General features: G+C 65.6%; 16 protein-coding genes and 1 riboswitch. Of the genes, 11 read left to right on the top strand and 5 right to left on the bottom strand.

All coding sequences use genetic code 11. The features are described from left to right. Positions 1–16: 16 nt before the first annotated feature. Positions 17–745 carry an NrtR DNA-binding winged helix domain-containing protein gene (locus LG299_RS03860; protein WP_404434789.1) on the bottom strand — a complete coding sequence of 243 codons (729 nt, stop codon included), beginning with the start codon at positions 743–745 and terminating at the stop codon, positions 17–19. Between the two features lie 151 nt (positions 746–896). Here LG299_RS03860 and LG299_RS03855 point away from each other — a divergent pair, with 151 nt between their 5' ends. The 4 genes from LG299_RS03855 to gcvP all read left to right on the top strand — a co-directional run bounded on the left by LG299_RS03855 (position 897) and on the right by gcvP (position 6,750). Further along, positions 897–2,069, top strand: coding sequence for a MarP family serine protease (locus LG299_RS03855; protein WP_404433653.1), 1,173 nt, complete (start codon positions 897–899; stop codon positions 2,067–2,069). 44 nt (positions 2,070–2,113) lie between these two features. Further along, positions 2,114–2,210, top strand: a riboswitch (glycine riboswitch). 153 nt (positions 2,211–2,363) lie between these two features. Next, entirely contained in the window at positions 2,364–3,488 is a 1,125-nt protein-coding gene (gene gcvT / locus LG299_RS03850) for a glycine cleavage system aminomethyltransferase GcvT (protein WP_404433652.1), read from the top strand. Continuing rightward, the gene (gene gcvH / locus LG299_RS03845; RefSeq protein WP_404433651.1) at positions 3,485–3,868 is read left to right on the top strand and encodes a glycine cleavage system protein GcvH; all 384 of its coding nucleotides are present in this window, start codon (positions 3,485–3,487) and stop codon (positions 3,866–3,868) included. Before gcvT ends, gcvH begins: the two co-directional genes overlap by 4 nt. Positions 3,869–3,918: 50 nt before the next feature. Continuing rightward, entirely contained in the window at positions 3,919–6,750 is a 2,832-nt protein-coding gene (gcvP, locus tag LG299_RS03840) for an aminomethyl-transferring glycine dehydrogenase (RefSeq protein WP_404434788.1), read from the top strand. Positions 6,751–6,893: 143 nt separating this feature from the next. Here the strand turns inward: gcvP and LG299_RS03835 are convergent, their stop codons facing one another. Then, entirely contained in the window at positions 6,894–7,844 is a 951-nt protein-coding gene (locus LG299_RS03835; protein WP_404433650.1) for a hypothetical protein, read from the bottom strand. Positions 7,845–8,070: 226 nt separating this feature from the next. After that, positions 8,071–8,907 (bottom strand): CPBP family intramembrane glutamic endopeptidase, encoded by an 837-nt coding sequence (locus LG299_RS03830; protein ID WP_404433649.1) that lies wholly within the window; start codon positions 8,905–8,907, stop codon positions 8,071–8,073. A gap of 165 nt (positions 8,908–9,072) precedes the next feature. Between LG299_RS03830 and LG299_RS03825 the strand changes: the two genes are divergently transcribed. From LG299_RS03825 to LG299_RS03815, 3 genes are all read left to right on the top strand, one after another. Further along, complete coding sequence (locus LG299_RS03825) at positions 9,073–10,917, top strand: ABC transporter family substrate-binding protein (protein ID WP_404433648.1); 1,845 nt, start codon at positions 9,073–9,075, stop codon at positions 10,915–10,917. Between the two features lie 156 nt (positions 10,918–11,073). Next, entirely contained in the window at positions 11,074–12,600 is a 1,527-nt protein-coding gene (locus tag LG299_RS03820) for an ABC transporter permease (RefSeq protein ID WP_404433647.1), read from the top strand. 1 nt (position 12,601) lies between these two features. Beyond that, positions 12,602–13,732: an ABC transporter permease gene (locus LG299_RS03815; RefSeq protein WP_404433646.1), complete on the top strand. Its 1,131-nt coding sequence runs from the start codon at positions 12,602–12,604 to the stop codon at positions 13,730–13,732. A gap of 35 nt (positions 13,733–13,767) precedes the next feature. Here the strand turns inward: LG299_RS03815 and LG299_RS03810 are convergent, their stop codons facing one another. Further along, entirely contained in the window at positions 13,768–14,397 is a 630-nt protein-coding gene (locus LG299_RS03810) for a hypothetical protein (protein ID WP_404433645.1), read from the bottom strand. A 44-nt stretch (positions 14,398–14,441) separates the two neighbouring features. Here LG299_RS03810 and LG299_RS03805 point away from each other — a divergent pair, with 44 nt between their 5' ends. From LG299_RS03805 to LG299_RS03790, 4 genes are all read left to right on the top strand, one after another. Then, positions 14,442–16,235 (top strand): ABC transporter ATP-binding protein, encoded by a 1,794-nt coding sequence (locus LG299_RS03805; RefSeq protein ID WP_404433644.1) that lies wholly within the window; start codon positions 14,442–14,444, stop codon positions 16,233–16,235. Between the two features lie 112 nt (positions 16,236–16,347). After that, the gene (gene typA / locus LG299_RS03800) at positions 16,348–18,258 is read left to right on the top strand and encodes a translational GTPase TypA (RefSeq protein ID WP_404433643.1); all 1,911 of its coding nucleotides are present in this window, start codon (positions 16,348–16,350) and stop codon (positions 18,256–18,258) included. 68 nt (positions 18,259–18,326) lie between these two features. Beyond that, positions 18,327–19,100 carry an AzlC family ABC transporter permease gene (locus LG299_RS03795; RefSeq protein WP_404433642.1) on the top strand — a complete coding sequence of 258 codons (774 nt, stop codon included), beginning with the start codon at positions 18,327–18,329 and terminating at the stop codon, positions 19,098–19,100. Continuing rightward, positions 19,097–19,411 (top strand): AzlD domain-containing protein, encoded by a 315-nt coding sequence (locus LG299_RS03790; protein ID WP_404433641.1) that lies wholly within the window; start codon positions 19,097–19,099, stop codon positions 19,409–19,411. Before LG299_RS03795 ends, LG299_RS03790 begins: the two co-directional genes overlap by 4 nt. Before the next feature lie 67 nt (positions 19,412–19,478). On the opposite strand, the gene LG299_RS03785 is transcribed toward LG299_RS03790, so the two are convergent. Further along, on the bottom strand, positions 19,479–20,816 hold the full coding sequence (locus tag LG299_RS03785; protein ID WP_404433640.1) for an ABC transporter substrate-binding protein: 1,338 nt from the start codon (positions 20,814–20,816) through the stop codon (positions 19,479–19,481). Positions 20,817–20,830 lie beyond the last annotated feature (14 nt).

Genomic DNA, 20,830 nt, shown 5'->3' with positions numbered 1-20,830 from the left:
GCGGTCACCTTCTGTTTCACTGGCGGACGGTCAGCGGGCCACGCTCGGCGAGCTCGGCGTCCTGGTTGTAGCGATAGAGCCGCGCCGGGCGATGGCTGCCCGTGCGGAAGGAATCAGTGGGCACGAGGTTGCCGGCGTTCTCCACCTGCCGGCGGAAGTTCGCCGGGTCGAGGCGGCGGCCGAGAATCGCCTCGTACACCTCGCGCAACTCGGCGAGCGTGAATTCGTCGGCGAGAAGCCCGTGCGCGACCCGGCTGTAGCCCACCTTGTTGCGGAGCCGCCAGAGCGCGTACTCGACGATCTCGTTGTGGTCGAAGGCGAGGGCGGGAAGCGCAGACGCGTCGAACCAGGCGACGTTCTCCTGATCGTGATCGGGTGAGGCGCTGCGCGACTCGTCTTCGCGCACGAGGGCCCAATAGACGATCGAGATGACCCGGGTGGGGGAGCGGTCGACCGCGCCGAACGCATAGAGCTGCTCGAGATAGCTCGGAGCAAGGCCCGTCGTCTCGGCGAGGGTGCGGGCGGCCGCGGCGTCGAGGCTTTCGGTGATGTCGAGCCAGCCACCGGGAAGCGCCCATTGGCCCTGGTGCGGATCTCGCGTGCGGGTGACGAGCGGGAGCACGACGCTCGCTCGACCATCGGGGCTGCGGCGGAGGCTGAAAATCACCGTCGACACAGCGACACGCGTGGCTGTGGAAGCCGCGGCGGCTTCGTGTGCGGCGTCGAGCAGTGTGGTTCGGGTCATCATGACTATTACTCCTCCGTTCATCTTAGTGTCACCATGACTTGAAGTGCAAAACGCGAGGCTCGGCGGTTTCATAGGCAGGTTTCGTAGAGTTGGGTGGAGCGTCGACCGGCGCGGAACCCCCGGTGCAGATTCCACAGTGAGGAGCAGTGTGTCTGTCGTCGACATCGTGCTGCTCCTCGTGCTGGTCGGGGCGGTCGTCGCCGGTGCCACGCGGGGTTTCGTGGGGAGCATCGGCTCGCTCGTCGGGTTCTTCGCCGGCGGTGCCGCAGCCTTTTGGCTGGTCCCGGTGATCAACGATGCGTGGCCGTGGCAGCAATGGCGTCCGCTCGTGGTGGTGATCTCGATCGCGCTGTTCTTGATCGGCGGGGCATCGCTGGGCGCGGCGATCGGCTCGGCGATCCGTCGCGGGGTCGATCGCACGCCGCTTCGCGCCCTCGACAGGATTCTCGGAGCGGGTGTCGGGCTCATCGCGTCGGCTCTCGCACTCTCACTCGCCGGCGCGAGTCTCGCGGCCTCCGGCATCCCGATCGTCGCGACGGCAGTATCGTCGTCCACGGTGTTGCGGACCATCGACAGGGTCACCCCGGCGCCCTTGTCACAAGGTCTCGCCGAATTGCGCGGCCTCATGCTCGACGAGGGCATACCGCGACTGGGCGACCTCCTCACGATCGGAACGGCACCGAATGTGCCCCCGGTCGACCTCGACGATCCCGAACTCGCGCGGGCCGCAGCATCCGTCGCCCGCGTTTCCGGCACGGCGTACTCGTGCGGAACCAGCGCGACCGGGAGCGGCTTCGTCATCGCACCCGATCGCATCGTCACCAACGCACACGTCGTGGCCGGTGTCGACCAGCCCGTTGTCGAACTCCCGGGACTGGCGGCACGCGAGGGTCGCATCGTGTACTTCGATCCGGTCGACGACCTTGCCGTGATCGCGGTCGATGGCCTGGGTGCTCCTGCGTTGCCGCGCGTGCCGACGGTGCCTGCCGGAACTGCCGCAGCCGTTCAAGGCTTCCCGCTCGGTGGGCCCTTCACGATGGTGTCCGCGGGGGTGCTGTCAGTCGGGACCGCCCCTGTGCCGAACATCTACGGAGACGGGGTATCTCCTCGCGAGATCTATGCACTCCAGGCTGTCGTTCGCCCCGGCAACTCCGGCGGACCACTCCTCACCGACTCCGGTGAAGTCACCGGAGTGGTGTTCGCCCGCGCCGAGAATGACGAAGACCGTGGCTACGCGATGACGATGGCCGAGCTCGATCCGGTCGCCGCACAGGCGCCGACGCTGACAGAGAGTGTGTCGTCCGGGCGCTGTATCGGGTGAGGGCTCGTGGCCGCTAGGCTGGCCGTGTAAGTCAATACAGGCCAAAAACCCGGGCGGGAGAGCCTCGACAGCGTTTCGTCGAGCACCGAAGGAGCAAGCCTCCCCGCCAATCTCTCAGGTACCGCGTACCGTTCGGGTTCGGCCGACTCTGGAAAACGATCAGTCCTCCGTGGGCTGTTCGTGCCGAAGGTGAAAACCGAGTGCTCCGGCATTCGGCGAAACTCTCAGGCCAATGACAGAGGGGGAGTTCCCAGGCGCCGTCCGGCGTCTACCCGATCGCGAACGGGAGAACTCATGACCGACCCCCGCACCACTCCGCTGTACGAGCGCCATAGCGCGCTCGGCGCATCTTTCACCGACTTCGGCGGCTGGATGATGCCCGTCCGGTACACGTCCGATCTTGCCGAGCACCACGCTGTCCGCACCGCGGCTGGCCTGTTCGACATCTCTCACATGGCTCAGTTCGGCGTCGGCGGTCCCGACCGGGAGGCATTCCTCGCCTACGCGCTCGCCTTCGATCCGCCCAAGCTCGAGCTGTCGAAAGCGAAGTACACAATGATCCTCGCGCCGAGCGGCGGGATCATCGACGACCTGATCGTGACGCGCAATGGGGAGGACCAGTTCCTCATCGTCGCCAACGCAGGCAACCGCGACGCAGTGCGCGAAGCGCTCACCGAGCGGCTCGAGGGTTTTGACGCGGTGCTGATCGAACTCCCGGATTCGCTCGTTGCGGTGCAGGGCCCCCGCGCTCGCGAAATCCTCGAGTCCACCGCGGGTCTCGTCCATGACGATTCCCTGGCCATGGCGCACACGCTCGAGACCTTGCCGTACTACACGGCGATGGGCATGCGCTTCCGCGAAGGAGCGGTCCTCGTCAGTCGCACCGGCTACACGGGCGAAGACGGCTTCGAGATCAGCGTCGACGCCGACAGTGTCGTTCAGCTGTGGGACGCTCTATACGCGGCCGGTGAGCCGTTCGGCCTCGTGCCGGCGGGCCTTGCCTCCCGCGACACGCTCCGCCTCGAGGCGGGCATGCCGCTCTACGGCCACGAGTTGTCGCTCGGCATCGTTCCCGCGCAAGCAGGCCTCGGACGCGTCGTGCCGCTGAAGACCAAAGAGGCCGACTTCGTCGGTCGCTCAGCGCTCGAGAGCGTCGTCGCGACGGATGCGCCGGTGCTGGTGGGCCTTGTGGCCGACGGCAAGCGCGCGGGCCGCGCGGGATACGGCGTCTTCGACGGCGATACCCGGGTGGGCGAGATCACCAGCGGTGCGCTGAGCCCGACGCTCGGTCACCCCATTGCCATGGCCTTCGTCTCGCCTCACCTCACCGAACCCGGAACCCTTCTCACCATCGATGTGCGCGGAACGCGCATCCCCGCCACAGTCACCGCCCTTCCTTTCTACCGGAGACAGAAATGACCGATCTCAACGCCCTCAAGTACACCGCCGAGCACGAGTGGATCGCCCTTGATGGCGACGTCGCCACCATCGGCATCACCGACTACGCCGCCGACAAGCTCGGTGATGTGGTCTTCGTCGAGCTGCCGTCAGTGGGCTCGTCGGTGGCCGGCAACGCCGTCGTGGGCGAGATCGAGTCGACGAAGTCGGTCGGCGAGCTCTACGCCCCACTCAGCGGTGAGGTCGTCGAGATCAACGACGCCGCCGTCGATGACCCCTCGCTGGTCAACTCCGATCCATTCGGCGAAGGCTGGCTGATCAAGCTCACCGTCGATCCCGCGGCGGTCGCTGACCTTCTCGATCGTGAGGCCTACCTCGCGCTCACCGGTGACGAGGCGTGAGCTCGTTCGCACAGCGCCACATCGGGACGGATGCCGCAGCCCAGCGCGTCATGCTCGACGCGCTCGGGTACGACTCGATTGACGCGCTCGTCGAGCGTGCGGTGCCGGCATCCATTCATGTCAAAGAGCGAGCGACGAGCGATATTCCGGTCGCAGCGACCGAAGCTGAGGCGCTTGCGGAGCTTCGCGAACTCGCGTCGCAGAACCGCGGCGCCCGGCCGATGATCGGCCTCGGCTACTACGACACCTTCACGCCGTCGGTGATCGCGCGCAACGTGCTCGAGAACCCGTCGTGGTACACCGCCTACACGCCGTACCAGCCTGAGATTTCGCAGGGTCGCCTGGAGGCGCTGATCAACTTCCAGACCATGGTCACCGATCTCACCGGTCTGGCGACGGCGAATGCGTCGATGCTGGACGAGTCGACCGCGGTCGTCGAAGGGATGCTGGTTGCGCGGCGCGCCTCGAAGTCGTCGTCGAACATCTTCCTCGTCGACGCGGACGCGTTGCCGCAGACCAAAGCTCTGCTCGAGCACCGGGCCGCGGCGCTCGGCATCGACCTGCAGTACACGCCCTACGACAGCGTGCTTGACGTTGATGTGTTCGGGGCGTTCGTGCAGTACCCCGGTGCCACGGGACGCGTATGGGACCCCTCCTCGGTCATCGACGCGGTCAAGGCCCAGGGCGGACTCGTTGTTGTCGCCGCCGATCTGCTCGCGCTGACGCTTCTGCGCTCGCCGGGCTCACTCGGTGCAGACGTCGCCGTCGGCACGACCCAGCGCTTTGGTGTGCCCCTCGGCTTCGGTGGACCGCACGCCGGGTACATGGCGGTTCGCGCAGGTCTCGAACGCCAGTTGCCCGGTCGTCTGGTCGGAGTCTCTCAGGATGCCGAGGGGCACCCCGCCTACCGTCTGTCGCTGCAGACCCGCGAGCAGCACATCCGCCGCGAGAAGGCGACGTCGAACATCTGCACCGCGCAGGTGCTTCTTGCCGTCATGGCCGCGATGTACGCGGTCTACCACGGCCCCGATGGGCTCCGCGGCATTGCGACCGAGGTCGCGCAGAAGGCCGAGGCACTCGCTTCTCGCCTGCGGGAGTATGGACTGACGCTCGCGTCGGACTCCTTCTTCGACACCCTTCGGGTGCACGTACCTGGCCGGGCGGAGCGCGTCATCGAACGCGCCCGCGAGCGTGGCTACCAATTGCACTGGGTGGATGACGCGACCGTCGGTGTCTCCGTCGACGAGACGACGACGGCCGGTGATCTGGCCGCAGTCGCCTGGGCGTTCGGGCTTCCCGAGGGCGAGTTCGCCGGAGCCGGCGATCAGGGGGAGCGCGCGCTGCCGTTTGCCGTAGCATCCGCCCTTGCCGGTGTGCCTTCGTCGCTGGCACGCGGCGACGAGTTCTTGACGCACCCCGTGTTCAACACGCACCGCTCCGAGACGGCCATGATGCGCTACCTGAAGCTGCTCGCCGATCGCGACTACGCGCTCGATCGCGGCATGATCCCGCTCGGATCGTGCACTATGAAACTCAATGCGGCGACCGAGATGGCCGCGGTGTCGTGGCCTGAGTTCTCGCGCGTGCATCCGTTCGCTCCTGAGGCGGATGTGCGCGGCTACCTCGCGCTGATCGAGCAGCTCGAAACTTGGCTTGCTGAAGTCACCGGATACGACGCGGTGTCGTTGCAGCCGAACGCCGGTTCGCAGGGAGAGCTTGCGGGCCTTATGGCGATCCGTGGCTTCCACCGCGCGAACGGCGATGTCGACCGCACGGTATGTCTCATCCCGTCGTCGGCGCACGGGACCAACGCGGCCTCGGCGGTGCTTGCCGGCATGAAGGTCGTCGTTGTCGCGTGTGACGAGGCCGGCAACGTCGACCTCGACGACCTGCGTGCGAAGATCGCTCTGCACGCCGACACGCTCTCAGCGTTGATGATCACGTACCCATCGACCCACGGAGTGTACGAGCACGACGTGCTCGAAATCACCCAGGCGGTTCACGATGCCGGTGGTCAGGTGTACGTCGACGGCGCGAACCTCAACGCCCTGCTGGGCTATGCGCGTTTCGGCGACCTCGGCGGAGACGTCTCGCACCTCAACCTGCACAAGACCTTCGCAATCCCGCACGGTGGTGGCGGGCCCGGTGTCGGCCCGGTGGCGGCGAAGGCGCACCTCGCGCCGTATCTGCCGTCGCACCCGTTCTCGCAGCGCGCCGACCACGCGGGCGGGTTCGTGTTCGACGGCGGAGCGATCTCGGCTGCGCCGCAGGGGTCGGCGGGCATCCTGCCGATCTCGTGGGCGTACGTGCGCATGATGGGAGCCCAGGGACTGAAGGATGCCACGGCCGCCGCCGTCCTTTCGGCGAACTACATCGCCCACCGCCTGAAGGACCACTACCCCGTGCTCTACGCGGGTGAGGGCGACCTGGTTGCGCACGAGTGCATCCTTGACTTGCGCCCACTCCGCGAAGCTACGGGGATCACGGTGGATGACGTCGCGAAGCGCCTCATTGACTACGGCTTCCACGCTCCGACGATGTCGTTCCCGGTCGCCGGCACGCTCATGGTCGAGCCGACCGAGTCCGAGGATATCGGCGAGATCGAGCGGTTCATCGACGCCATGATCGCCATCAAGGCCGAGGCCGACGCCGTCGCTGCGGGGGAGTGGCCTGCGGATGACAACCCGCTCGTGCACGCCCCGCATACGGCCTCGTCGGTCATCGAGGGCGAGTGGGCGCACCCGTACTCGCGCTCGACTGCCGTGTACCCGGTGCACTCGCTGGTGCGCTCGAAGTACTGGCCGCCGGTGCGCCGGATCGACCAGGCCTACGGCGACCGCAACCTCGTGTGCGCCTGCCCTCCGATCGAGGCTTTTGCCTGACCCTCCTTCCTTGACCGCGAGAACCCAGTTCGCCGACGAGAACACGGTTGTCCGCTGTGCTTTCGTCGGCGGACTGAGTTCTCGCGGATGTGCGAACCGAGTTTCTTGCCGACGTGGGGGACTGGGTACTCATAGACGCGGTGTCAGCGCGGGCGCGGATTCAGGGCGCGAGCAAGCGAGAAGAGCGGTGCGGCGTCCCGAGGCAGCTCCTGTCGCAGACCCGCAGAGCGCAGGATTGCCTCGAGCGGGTCGACTGCTACGGCCTCTGCCCACCCCCAATGCGGAACCGCGCGAACACCGTGCTCGAACATTCGCGCGTCTCGGCGATGGCGGTCGCGCAACGCGCTGTTTCCTTGCTCAGCCGGTCCGCCGTACTTGAGATCGCCGTCGCTTTCGCCGGCGACCTGTACTTCCGGCCACCACTTGTCGACGCGGTCATGGCCGATCCACACCTGAAGCTCCGGATCCGCAAAGCCGAGCCATTCGATGACCGCACGGTCGATGGATTCGAGCGGCGACTCCGCGAGCGGCGTTGCTCGATGAAGAGCCCATCGTGCCCGGCGACGACCTCGAGATGAGCGCCGGGACTCATTCATTGCCACCAACTGTTCGACGGTCAGTGCGGGGTCCTGTCGGAGGGCGGCATCGGCGACGGCCAAAGCGACAGCGGGGTGGCGCGCGCGAGCGATATCGACGACAGTGTCGGCGAGGCTGCAAGCCAGCATCCCGCCGACCGATTCGTATCCACGCGCCTGGGTCGTTGTGTGTGTGATGACACCACCTGACTCGCGGGCGCGTGCGCCCACATCTCCGAGCACGTGTACACGGACGGGATCACCGAAGATGGGTAGCCCGTGCAACGACGCTGCGGACTCGAGATGGAAGACAGCATCCGGATGCTTCATCCCGGCCGCCTGCACGCGCACCCGGTATCTCTCCCAGGGCGCCAGCGGTGCCCACATGCGGGTGGCGACGTAGATACCCCGGGTTACGCGGGTGAGTGCGCCCGTGCGGGTCTCCCGCGTCGTATGGATGTTGCCCGCTCTGACGAGCGGAATGGTTGCGCCGCATAGCGAGGGAGCGATGTCAGTCACGCCAGAAGTCTGCGACCCCACAAGCGGGGTGAAGCGTCTCGGAGCTTCGCTGTGGATGACTCGTACCCCGGAGGGGCCCTGTGGAGGAAACATCCCCAGACCGCGAGAACTCACTCCGACGACGAGAACCCCGCCTACAACCGAGTTCTCGTCGCGGGACTGGGCTCTCGCGGACTTTAGACAGACCGCGGGCGCGCTCGGCGGTGGGAACGAGCAACGAAGCAGATCAGGACGTGGCGGACGGCGACGGGGACGGAGACGGCGACGGCGCAGGGCCGAAGATCCCGGGCCAGAGGGCTGCGGCGAGCGGATAGCCGACGAACGCGATGATGTCGATCACGACATGGGCGATGACGAGCGGCATCACACGTCCCCACCGGCGGTAGCACCAGCCGAAGACGACCCCCATCACGAAGTTGCCGATCATCGGACCGAAGCCCTGGTACGCGTGGTACAGCGCTCGAAGTGCGGCGGTCGAGAAGATGATCGTCCACCATCCCCAGCCGAGTTGCCGCAGGCGGGTGAAGAGATAGCCGATGAAGATGACCTCTTCGGTCAACCCTGCGCGCAGCGCGGCCAGTAGCAGGAGGGGAATCGTCCACCACGAAGGATCCAGGGGCGCAGCATCCACCTGCACGGTGATTCCCAGGGCGCGTCCCGCGGCGTAGAGCCCCAGGCCCGGTACGCCGATGATGACGACGAGCAGGATGCCTCGCCCAAAGTCTCCGCCGAACCGACGGAAGTCCAGTCCGATGCGCCGCAGGCCCGACATTCCTGGTTCCCACAAGAAGTAGATGACCAGCGCCACCGGTACGAGCGCGAACAAGAGCCCGAGGAATTGGTAGAGCACTTCCCAGAACGTTGCGGCGCTCGCCCCCGGATTAAGGGAGGTCTGCTGGTCGCCGAGGGACTGCTCGCGCTGGAGCGCCTGAATCAGTTGGAGCACCGAATAGACCGCTGACCGGCCGACCGAGAGCGCCAGGACGATCCCGATCTCCCACCAGAGCCGCGCCGACGACGGGCGGGTGGGCCCGGGCGGGAGTGTGGGTGACGCGACGTTCACGTTGTCAGAATGTCACATCCCAGCGTCGTTGAGTAAAGGGCTTGTAACGTTTTCGGCCATTGATTTGATCAAGGATGCAACTCTGCTTATGGTTTCCCTACCCGTGCCCGACGCCGAACATGGCTGTCGTTGGCACACCTCATCCCTGCACAGGAGGAATCAAGAGTGAAGATCACACGGCTGACAGCCGGCGTGGGCATCATCGCGGTAGGGGCTCTCGCCCTCGCCGGGTGCACACCGCCCCGCGAGTCCGAGGTCATCGAAGGCACGAGCATCACCGTTGCCTGGAACGACTTCTACTACGCCTTCAACGACGGCCTTGCCGACACGAACGCGACGTCGAACGCCGTCGTCAACTACATGGCCAAGTCGGGCTTCTGGCACTACAACGCCGACAGCGAACTCATCCAGGACACCGACTTCGGTACCTACGAGCTCGTCGAAGAAGACCCGCTGACCATCAAGTACACGATCAACGAGGGCGTCAAGTGGACCGACGGCACCGACGTCGACGCTGCTGACCTTCTCTTGGGCTGGGCCGCCAACACGACCCACGTCCAGGACGGCGAGGGAACGGTCGACGAAGAGACCGGTGAACTCACCGGTCAGAGCGGCACCTTCTGGAACACCGGTGCGCTCGAGGACTACGCTCTCGACCTCGTCTCCGAGACCCCCGAGATCGGCGACGACGGCCGTTCACTGACGTTCACCTACGACAGCTTCTACGTCGACTGGGAGCTCGCGCTCAACGGCCCTGCGGTTTCGACCCACGGCACGGTCATGCTCGCCTACCCGGACGAGTACACCGGCGATGACGGAGCACAGCAGGCCAAGGACGACTTCGTCCAGGCCGTCCAGGACAAGGACCTCGAGTGGCTCGCGCCGGTCTCTGAGGCCTACAACCAGGACTACAAGTTCTCCAGCGGAACACCCGAGAACGAGCTCCAGCTCCTCTCGAACGGCCCGTACACGATCACCGAGATCAACGCGACCGACGGATACACCACGCTGACGGCAAACCCCGACTACACCTGGGGCCCGTCGCCGAAGTACGAAACCATCACGGTTCGTGTCATCCCCGACATGCAGGCGCAGATCACCGCGCTTGAGAACCAGGAAATCTCGATCGCGTCGGGTCAGCCCACCGCTGACATCGCAGCGCTTCTGGGTGCCGGCATCGAGGGTGTCGAGTTCGAGGGCGCTCCTGAGGGCACTTACGAGCACATCGACCTTCAGGTCGGCAACGGCGGTCCGTTCGACCCCGCGACCTACGGTGGCGACGAGGCGAAGGCTCTTGCCGTCCGCCAGGCGTTCCTGAGCATCATCCCGCGTCAGGAGATCCTCGAGAAGCTCATTCAGCCGCTCCAGCCGGACGCTGAACTGCGCAACTCGCAGATCTTCCTCCCGGGCACTTCGGGTGCAGAGGCCGCTGCTGCGGTCAACGGCTACCCCGAGATGACCGAGCCCGACGTCGAGGGCGCCAAGGCGCTCCTGGCCGAGGCCGGCGTCACCAACCCGACCGTTCGCTTCCTGTTCTCGAACACGAACGAGCGTCGCAAGCAGGAGTTCCTGCTCATCCAGCCGTTCGCGCTCGAGGCCGGGTTCAACCTGGTCGACGCGTCGCGTCAGGACTGGGGTTCGGCACTGTCGGCCGCCACGACCGAGTACGACGCAGCCCTCTTCGGATGGCAGTCGACCTCGACCGCGGTGGGCTCGTCGGCGGCGAACTACCAGACCGGCGGCCTGAACAACTACTACGGCTGGTCCAACGAAGAGGTCGACGAACTGTTCGACACCCTCGCGGGCACCGCTGACCCGGCTACGCAGGAGGAGCTCCAGGTTCGCGCCGAGGAGATCATCGGCGAGCAGGCCTGGTCGGTTCCGATCTTCCAGTTCCCCGGTATCACGGCGTGGAGCGCCGAGACCGAGGGCGTGGTTCCGGGCTTCCTGAGCCCGACCTACTTCTGGAACTTCTGGGACTGGCAGCCGGTCACGGCAGCCGCGGAGTAATCCACGGAGTATGACCCGCAGATAATCTCTGCAAAAGAAGGGGGGCGCCGGATGCCCGGCGCCCCCCTTCCCCTGGCCACCGCGGCTCACAATCCCGTGCCGTAGTGTCGTACGCACGGCTCCGAACGAGCCCAGCGAGAAAGGGCACACTCCGACGTGTTCAGCTATATCGTTCGGCGGCTCATCGCCGCCGTGCTCATCGTTTTCGCGGCGAGCTATTTGATCTACATCCTGGCCGCCAATGCCGGCGACCCACTAGAAGAACTGCGCCAGTCCACGGCGCCCAATAAGGACGCGCTGATCGCGGCGAAGACCGCTCAGCTCAACCTTGACGTCCCTCCGTACCTTCGGTACTTCATCTGGCTCGGCGGCGTCCTCAAGGGCTTCACGGGAAACCTCGACCTGGGCTATAACATTCGTGGCCAAGAGGTGGCCGCCCAGGTCGGTATCGGTATCGGCCAGACCGTCCAGCTGGTGGTCATTGCAACGGTGCTCTCGATCCTGCTCGGCATCTCTATCGGTATGGCCACTGCGCTTCGCCAGTACAGCGGCTTCGACTACTCGGTCACCTTCATCGCGTTCGTCTTCTTCTCCCTCCCGGTCTTCTGGGTGGCGCAGATCCTGAAGATGTACGTCGCGATCGGCTTCAACAACTTCCTCGCCGATCCAGAGGTTGCACCATGGATCATCATCGTGACGTCTCTCCTTCTCGGGTTCGCGTGGGCGAGCATCGTCGGCGGCGCCGCCAAGAAGTACTTCCTCAACTTCGGCGTCGCGACGGTCGTCACGGCCGTGGGTCTCTTCTTCATCCTCTACACCGGATGGCTCGATACGCCCTCGCTCGGAATCATCGGCGTCCTCGGCATCGGCGTCGCTGCCGCGTTCGCTCTCGTGTGGGTGACGGCGGGATTCTCTGACCGCAAGGTCATCTACACCGCGCTGGTCACCGCCGTCGCCGGTGCGGCGCTGTGGTATCCGTTCAATTATCTGTTCTTCTACCTTCCGAGCTACCTGTCCTGGTTGATCGTCCTCGTGGTCATGGTGGCCATCGCCGTCGGTGCGGCTTTCATCTTCGGTGGAGATGAGCGGCCGTCGTCAATTCGGGCGGGCGTGCTCACCGCGATCATCTCGTCGATCCTGATCATCGTTGACCGTGTGATGGGTTCATGGCCTGACTACGTTCAGATCACCAATGGCAGGCCTATCGCGACCATCGGTTCGTCAACCCCGAACCTGGATGGCAGCGTCTGGATCGAGACGATCGACTCCTTCACCCACCTTCTGCTGCCGACGATGGCGCTCATGCTCCTCTCGCTGGCCGCGTGGAGCCGGTACTCGCGTGGAAGCCTGCTCGAGGTGATGAACCAGGACTACGTGCGAACAGCGCGTGCCAAGGGTCTGAGCGAGCGCACAGTCATCATGCGCCACGCCTTCCGCAACGCGATGATCCCGATCACGACACTCATCGCGTTCGAGATCGGTGGCATCATCGGTGGCGCGGCCATCACCGAGACCATCTTCGGGTGGAACGGTGTGGGGCGAATGTTCATCGAAGCGGTCCAGCAAGTAGATCTGAACACGATCATGGCGGTCTTCCTGATCACCTCGATCGTGACCATCGTTTTCAACCTCATCGCCGACCTCACCTATTCGGCGCTCGACCCGAGAATCCGGGTGAACTGATATGGCTACTCGCAAAGATCCGACTCCTACCTCGTCCCTCAACGAGGTCCTCACCATCGAGCAGCGCGAGGTCGAGGGCCTGAGCCAAGGCACCATCGTCCGGCGCCGGTTCTTCCGTCACCGCGGCGCGATGGCGGCGATGATCTTCCTCGGACTGTTGGTCATTCTGATCTACTCCTCGATCGGGTTCGAACTGTTCGGGTTGACGATCCCCGGCTGGTACCCCAACACGTACCTGCAGCGATTCGACATCGCGCTTCCCGGTGGGGCTCCGACCTGGGTGTTGCCCTTCAACTTCGGACCGTTCCCGTTCGGTCAGGATGAAATCGGCCGCGACATCTTCGCCCTGGTCATGCGCGGTGCTCAGCAGTCCATCGTCGTGATGGTCACCTACGGCGTTGTCGCCGGAATCCTCGGAATCCTCGTGGGCGCGATCGCCGGCTTCTACCGCGGTTGGGTCGACTCCGTGCTGATGCGCTTCACCGACGTGATCATCATCATTCCGTTCCTCATCCTCGCCGCCGTCATCGGCCGCGCGACGGGTGGCCTGGGTGCGTTCGTCTTGGCGATCGCGCTCGGCCTCTTCGGATGGACGGCACTGGCACGTCTCGTGCGCGGTGAGTTCTTGGGGCTCCGCGAGCGTGAATTCGTGGATGCTGCGCGCGTCGCCGGTGCCAGTAACCCGCACATCCTGTTCCGCCACATCCTGCCCAACGCGATGGGCGTCGTGATCGTCGCGATTTCGTTGCTGATGTCGGGCGCGATCCTGACCGAGGCCGCGCTGAGCTTCTTGGGCGTCGGCATCCAGGCTCCCGACGTTTCGCTCGGGCAGATCCTGAACCAGTACCAGGGCGCATTCTCGACTCGCCCCTGGCTGTTCTGGTGGCCGGGCCTGTTCATCATCGCGATCGCGCTGTGCGTGAACTTCATCGGTGACGGACTGCGGGATGCTTTCGACCCGCGCCAGCGTCGCATGCCCGGCAAGCACGGACCCTACCGTCAGGTCTTCGGCGCCATGGTGGGCAACTTCGGCGGCGGTGGTCGCTACGACACCGATCGTGAAGATGCCGAGAAGGCAGACGTCGTCGAGGTGTCGTACGCCGATGACGAGCTCCGCAAGGAGTCGGACTAGTGGTGCCAACCTCCCTCGTCCTCGGAGGGCGCGCGTCAGCCGATCAGCATGACGGCAACGCTCGCCACGAGGGCGAGAGCGCTCACCGCGACCAGCGGCGCGCGCAGGGTGACTCGCACTTGCGCGTCGACGCCGCGGCGGATGCCTTCGTGATCCCGACGGTCAAGTTCTCTGCGGATGACCGTCGCGGGAGCGCCGGATGCCGACGTGACGGCGTCGCCAGCTCGCGCCGATCCAGCGTCGCGGACGGATCGCGGCGCGTCGCGCCAGTCGGTCTGGCCCACTCGGCGACGACTCATCGAATCGCGCATCGCAGATCCGCCGCCGGGTGCGGGGGCACCCCACGCGGAGTAGTTGCGGCCGTCAGCGGTCACGACGAGCGCGAAGCGCGTGTCGACGTTCTCGATCGCACCGTAGGGGATCGATACATCGCGGACGAGATTGTGCAGCTCGACGCCGTCGGTGTCGGTGACGACGCACGGGCGCCAGAACGCGAGCCAGACGAACCAGCCCAGGGTCAACAGCAGAACGACCGGCAGGATGCCGGCGCCGCTGACGATCGCGGAGATCGCGCCACCGGCGCAGATCACCCACACCACCACGGTCAGCACGATGCCGAATCGCGATCGGAAGACGATTCGGTTGGCGTGCTCAGACTCATTCACGTTTCCATGTTTTCACGAACCACTCGAGAGGACGGTGCCCTCGCATGAGCACGGTCGACACAACGGCGACACCTTCGCCCGAGGCATCCGAAAATCGCCCCATCATCGAGGTCAACAAGCTCGCGGTCGACTTCTGGGTCAACGGGGAGTGGGTCAACGCCGTCAAGGGGATGGACTACGAAGTCCACCCCGGCGAGGTACTCGCCATCGTCGGTGAGTCCGGCTCGGGCAAGTCCGTCAGCTCGATGTCGCTGCTGGGTCTGCTTCCGCCGAACTCCCGCTCACGCGGAAGTGTGAAGTTGCACGGACGCGAGATTCTGAATGCCCCGACCGAAGAACTGCGCAAGATTCGCGGCAATCGCATCGCAGTGATCTTCCAGGAGCCGATGACGGCGCTCAACCCCGTCTATCGCATCGGGTTCCAGATCACGGAATCCATTCGCGTGCACAGCCACCTGTCGCCGAACCAGGCGAAGGAGCGCGCGCTCGAGCTGCTGAAGCTCGTCGAGATGCCCGACCCCGAGAAGGCGTACAACTCTTTCCCGCACCAGTTGTCGGGCGGTCAGCGCCAGCGCGCAATGATCGCGCAGTCGATTTCGTGCGACCCCGATCTGCTCATCGCCGATGAGCCGACGACCGCCCTGGACGTGACGATCCAGGCCGAGATCCTCGACCTGCTGCGCAACCTCCACAAGCGCCTCAACAGCGCGATCATCATCATCACGCACGACCTCGGCGTGGTCGCTGACCTCGCCGACAACGTCATCGTGATGAAGACCGGTGAGGTCGTCGAGCGCGGCACCGTGCGCGAGATCTTCACCGCGGCCAAGAACGACTACACCAAGGAACTCTTGGCTGCCGTGCCTCGTCTGGGGTACACCACGGAAGGCAAGACCCTCCGAGGTGGCGAGCCGGTTCTCGAACTGACCGACGCGGTCATCGAGTACAAGGGTCGCGGCCGTGTGCCGGCGTTCCGCGCTGTCGATCAGGTGAGCTTCGCCATCCATCCCGGCGAGATCGTCGGCCTCGTGGGGGAGTCCGGGTCGGGCAAGACCACGATCGCACGTGGTGCGATCGGCCTGCTTCCGTTCAAGGAAGGTTCGGCGAAGGTCCTCGGTGTCGAGCTCGTGGGGATCAAGCCCAACGCGTTGCGCGACCTGCGCAAAGACATCGGCATCGTCTTCCAAGACCCCGGATCGTCGCTCAACCCTCGCTGGCCGGTCGGCGCCTCGATCGGAGAGCCCCTGAGCCTGCTGGGTGACTTCACGTCGAAAGAGATCAGCGACCGCGTCGAAGAACTCCTCGATCAGGTCGAGCTGCCCAGGTCCTTCCGCAACCGTTACCCGCACGAGCTCTCGGGAGGTCAGCGTCAGCGCATCGGTATCGCGCGGGCGCTGGCGCTGAAGCCCAAGTTGCTCGTCGCGGATGAACCGACGAGCGCCCTTGACGTCTCGGTGCAGGCCCGCGTGCTGGATCTGCTCGAGAACATCCAGGCTGAGCTCGGCTTTGCCTGCCTGTTCGTAAGCCACGACCTCGCGGTCGTCGACCGCCTCGCCGACCGGATCGTCGTGATGAACCACGGCCGGCTCGTCGAAGAGGGAACGCCCGACCAGATTCTGCGCAACCCGCAGCAGGCTTACACCAAGCGTCTCATCACCGCGATTCCGGTCCCTGATCCCGATCAGCAGGCTGAGCGTCGCGTCGAGCGTCGCCGCGTGCTGGACGAGCAGAAGGCGGCAGGAATTCGAGTTCAGGACGCGGAAGAAGAAGAGGCCGAGGTAGCTCGGGCCGCGAAGGCGGGCGAGGTCACTCCTCCGCCGCAGCTTCCGCACGCGTAATGCGCGCCTGACGCACTCCTCGAGCACGCCTCGGCGGCCTCCCAGCCGCCCTGCGGTAGGCTGGGGGTGTCGGCTTCCCGGCACTCCCACCCCACCCGCAAGGACTTCCCTCATGGCGCGCGCCCTCCGTTCAGACCTCCGCAACGTTGCGATCGTTGCCCACGTCGACCACGGCAAGACGACCCTCGTCGACGCCATGCTGCGACAGACCGGCTCCTTCGGCTCTCACGAGCACATGGAAGAGCGCGCGATGGACTCGAACGATCTCGAGCGTGAGAAGGGGATCACGATCCTCGCCAAGAACACGGCGATCACCTACTCGGGAATCCACTCCGATGTCCCGGTCACGATCAACGTGATCGACACCCCCGGTCACGCCGACTTCGGTGGCGAGGTCGAGCGCGGTCTGTCGATGGTGGACGGTGTCGTCCTGCTCGTCGATGCGAGCGAGGGCCCGCTGCCGCAGACCCGCTTCGTGCTACGTAAGGCGCTCGAAGCCAAGCTTCCCGTCATCCTGCTCGTGAACAAGACCGACCGGCCCGACGCGCGTATCGCCGAGGTAGAGGAAGAAGCTCACGATCTTCTGCTCGGCCTCGCCTCCGACCTTGTGGACGACGTCCCCGATCTCGACGTCGACGCACTCCTGGACGTACCGGTCGTCTATGCCTCTGGCCGCGCCGGCGCTGCGTCGCGCAATCGTCCCGCGAACGGTTCACTGCCCGACAACGACGATCTCGAGCCGCTCTTCGAAGCCATCCTCCAACACGTCCCGGCTCCCGAGTACGACGACGAAGCGCCGCTGCAGGCGTGGGTCACCAACCTCGACTCCAGCCCGTTCCTCGGTCGTCTCGCCCTGTTGCGCGTCTTCAACGGCACGCTCAAGAAGGGTCAGACCGTCGCGTGGGTGCGAGCCGACGGCACCGTCAGCAACGCACGGATCACCGAGCTCCTCAAGACGCGCGCGCTCGAGCGCTACCCCGCTGACGACGCCGGCCCCGGCGACATCGTCGCCATCGCGGGATTCCCCGACATCACGATCGGCGAGACCATCGCCGACCTCGACGACGTGCGCCCTCTGCCGCAGATCCATGTCGACGACCCCGCGATCTCGATGACAATCGGCACGAACACGTCGCCGCTCATCGGCAAGGTCAAGGGCCACAAGCTGACTGCTCGCATGGTCAAGGACCGCCTCGACCGCGAGCTCGTCGGTAACGTCTCGCTCAAGGTCGTCGACATCGGACGGCCGGATGCGTGGGAGGTCCAGGGTCGCGGCGAACTCGCACTTGCCATCCTCGTTGAGAACATGCGCCGTGAGGGCTTTGAGCTCACCGTGGGCAAGCCCCAGGTGGTGACAAAGCGGGTCGACGGCAAGGTGCACGAGCCGTTCGAGCACCTGACGATCGATGCTCCTGAGGAGTACCTGGGCGCGATCACTCAGTTGCTGGCCGCTCGCAAGGGCCGCATGGACAACATGACGAACCACGGCACCGGGTGGGTGCGCATGGAGTTCATCGTCCCGTCGCGTGGCCTCATCGGCTTCCGCACCGAGTTCTTGACCACGACCCGTGGCACCGGCATCGCCAACGCGATCTCGCACGGCTACGAGCCATGGGCGGGTCACATCGTGACGCGCCAGAACGGCTCGATCGTGGCCGACCGCATGGGTGTGGTGACGCCCTTCGCGATCATTGCCTTGCAGGAGCGTATGTCGTTCTTCGTGCAGCCCACGCAGGAGGTATACGAGGGCATGGTGGTCGGCGAGAACTCGCGCGCCGACGACATGGACGTGAACATCACGAAAGAGAAGAAGCTGACGAACATGCGTCAGTCGACCTCCGACACGTTCGAGTCGATGACGCCTCCTCGCCAGCTCACTCTCGAGGAGAGCCTCGAGTTCGCGCGTGACGATGAATGCGTCGAGGTGACACCCGAGATCGTACGTATCCGCAAGGTGAACCTGGACGCCAACGAGCGCGCCCGCGCTACCTCACGCCTGAAGCGCCAGGACGCCGGCGTCTGACACGAAACCGTCCACGAATGGCAGAGCGGACCGCTCTGAGTGTGCCGGCGGCTCGCTAGGCTCGACCGGTGACACTGGATCCCCACTTCGATGACGCGCACGCGCCGGGGGAGTCCCGGCGCGCCGCGCGCGAAGGACTGGGCGTCGCGCTGGCAACGAGTGCCTATGGCATTTCGTTCGGCGCACTGGCCGTAGCATCCGGTCTCGATATCTGGCAGACCTGCGTTCTCAGCCTCTTCATGTTCACGGGCGGATCGCAGTTCGCCTTCGTCGGCGTGATCGGTGCGGGCGGGTTGGCCGCTGCTCCCGCAGCGATCGCTTCGGCCTCGCTGCTGGGGGTGCGTAACGTCGCTTACGGCATGCGCATGTCACCGGTCATCGGCGACGGTTTGTGGCGTCGCGCCGCTGCGGCGCACTTCACGATCGACGAGTCGACCGCGGTATCGCTCGCGCAACGCACGCGGCACGCCCGCACTGTCGGGTTCTGGGTGACCGGTGTCGGTATCTACATCGGGTGGAACCTGTCGACGCTCGCCGGCGCGCTCCTGGGTGATGTGCTCGGCGACCCGAAAGCGTATGGATTGGATGCAGCAGCGGCAGCCGCCTTCCTTGCCCTCCTGTGGCCGCGGCTGAAGCGGCTTCAACCGATCGTCGTCGGCGTCGCTGCTGCTGTCGTGGCCACCGTGCTGACCCCGGTGATGATGCCTGGGCTTCCGGTGCTCCTGGCAGCCGTCGTGGCGATTCTCGTCGGATGGACGAACTGGCTCGGCAGAGAAGAGCCGGCACCCGGCTCAGGCGACATCGAGCCCGATGATGTTCCCGAGCGGGAGGGGCTCCCGTGACGCTGTGGAGTGCGGTGCTCGCAGCATCCGCCATCTGCATCGCTCTCAAAACCCTCGGGTACCTCGTGCCGCCGAGGGTGCTGGAAGCGCCACGCCCAGCCCGCATCGCGGACCTGCTCACTGTGGCGCTGCTCGCAGCTCTCGTGGCGGTGCAGACACTCGGCGTGGGTCAGGCGATCGTGGTCGACGCCCGCATCCCCGCGGTGCTGGTCGCTGCCGGGTTGCTCGTGTTGCGCGCACCGTTCCTCGTAGTTGTCGTAGCGGCAGCGCTCGTGGCCGCGCTCTTGCGACTGTGGGGTTGGGCGGCGTAACGCCAAGAGACGCTGGAAGGGGATGCCTCGTAGCCGAGGCATCCCCTTCCGTTTCGCTGCTGAGAGATCAGCCCGTGGCGACGCAGGCCGACGTGTAGTCGGTCTGCGCGAACGTGCCACCTTCGTAGAACGCTGCGATCGTCTCGAGGCCCAGGTCGACCTCAGGGTTGGGCAGACCGATGTTCACCGACTGAGCGGCGTTCGCCTGGGCGTCGCCACCATAGATGTGGTTCGGCACCATGCCCTCGAAGTCGACCTCGAGGCCGTCGACGACTGCCGCAAGGCCTTCCGGCGTCAGGTCGCCGGCCGCGGCGGCGGCCTCGAGAGCTGCCTGGAACGGGTAGCCGATGACCCAACCGATGATGTAGCCGGCGTTGGCGGGAAGTTCCCCGCCCAGCGACTCCTTGATCGCTTCCATGCCGGCGCTCGTGCCATCCCAGTTCTCGTAAGGCGTCATGTGGTTGTAGAGGCCGATCAGAGCGGGCGCGGCGGCAGAACCGAGAAGCGCGTCGTTCCAGGTCGGCAATGACCCCATGAACCGGCCCGTGAAGCCGCTCGCGGCGAGCTTGCCCACGATCTCAGCGGTCTCGGCCGGCCCGACGGCCAGGACGACAACCTGGGGAGCGGCAGCAAGGACGGCGCCGACGACGGCATCCTGGTTGCCGACGACCTGGTTCGGTCCGGTGGCGATGGGGGTTGCCGCAGTCGCGCCGTTTGCTTCGGCCCAACGGGCCACGCCCTCCGCCGAATCCCCGCCGTAGTCACCGGGGTACCCGATGGCCTGTACAACGGTGGGGGCATCGTAGGTCTCGGCGAACCAGTCCAGTCCGACGATCGCCTCCGTGCAGTACGAGTATCCAGTCTCGAGGATGATGCCTTGGTCGTAGTCCTCGAAGGCGTAACCCGACCACCATGAGGTCGGCACGGTGACGAGGCTGCGGTCGATCATGTCGGGCAGCACCGATTCGGTGTTCACGGTTCCGAGCGACTGAGCGATGCCGAGGATGTCACCGGCGATCTGTTGGTACTGGGCGGCGTGTTCGGCCGGCTGGTACTTGGTGTCGCGGGTGTAGGTATCGATGTCGATGTCGAATCCGCCGATGCCACCGTCGGCGTTCACCTTGGCCCAGAACGCGCGCTGGCCATCGGTGATCGGGACGGCGAGGGCCGCGAACGGTCCCTCGGTGAGGTCGGACAAGACGCCGAGGTAGATGCAGCCGTTGTCTGCATTCACCGCGTCCGGACACGCCTCTTCGGTGATGCCCTGGCCGGTGACGATCTCTTCGCCGCCCCCTTCGGGCTCTGCGCTGGGTTCTTCCTCCGTCACCTGCGTGCAGGCAGAGAGGGTCAGAACTCCAGCGGCCACGAGGGCAAGTGCCGCGCGGCTTCGTCGACGCATGGTCATGCTGTGCTCCTTCA

This window comes from Microbacterium lacus (assembly GCF_044794305.1).
Classification (GTDB): Bacteria; Actinomycetota; Actinomycetes; order Actinomycetales; family Microbacteriaceae; genus Microbacterium; species Microbacterium lacus_B.
This window is presented reverse-complemented; position numbering and strand designations above follow the sequence as displayed.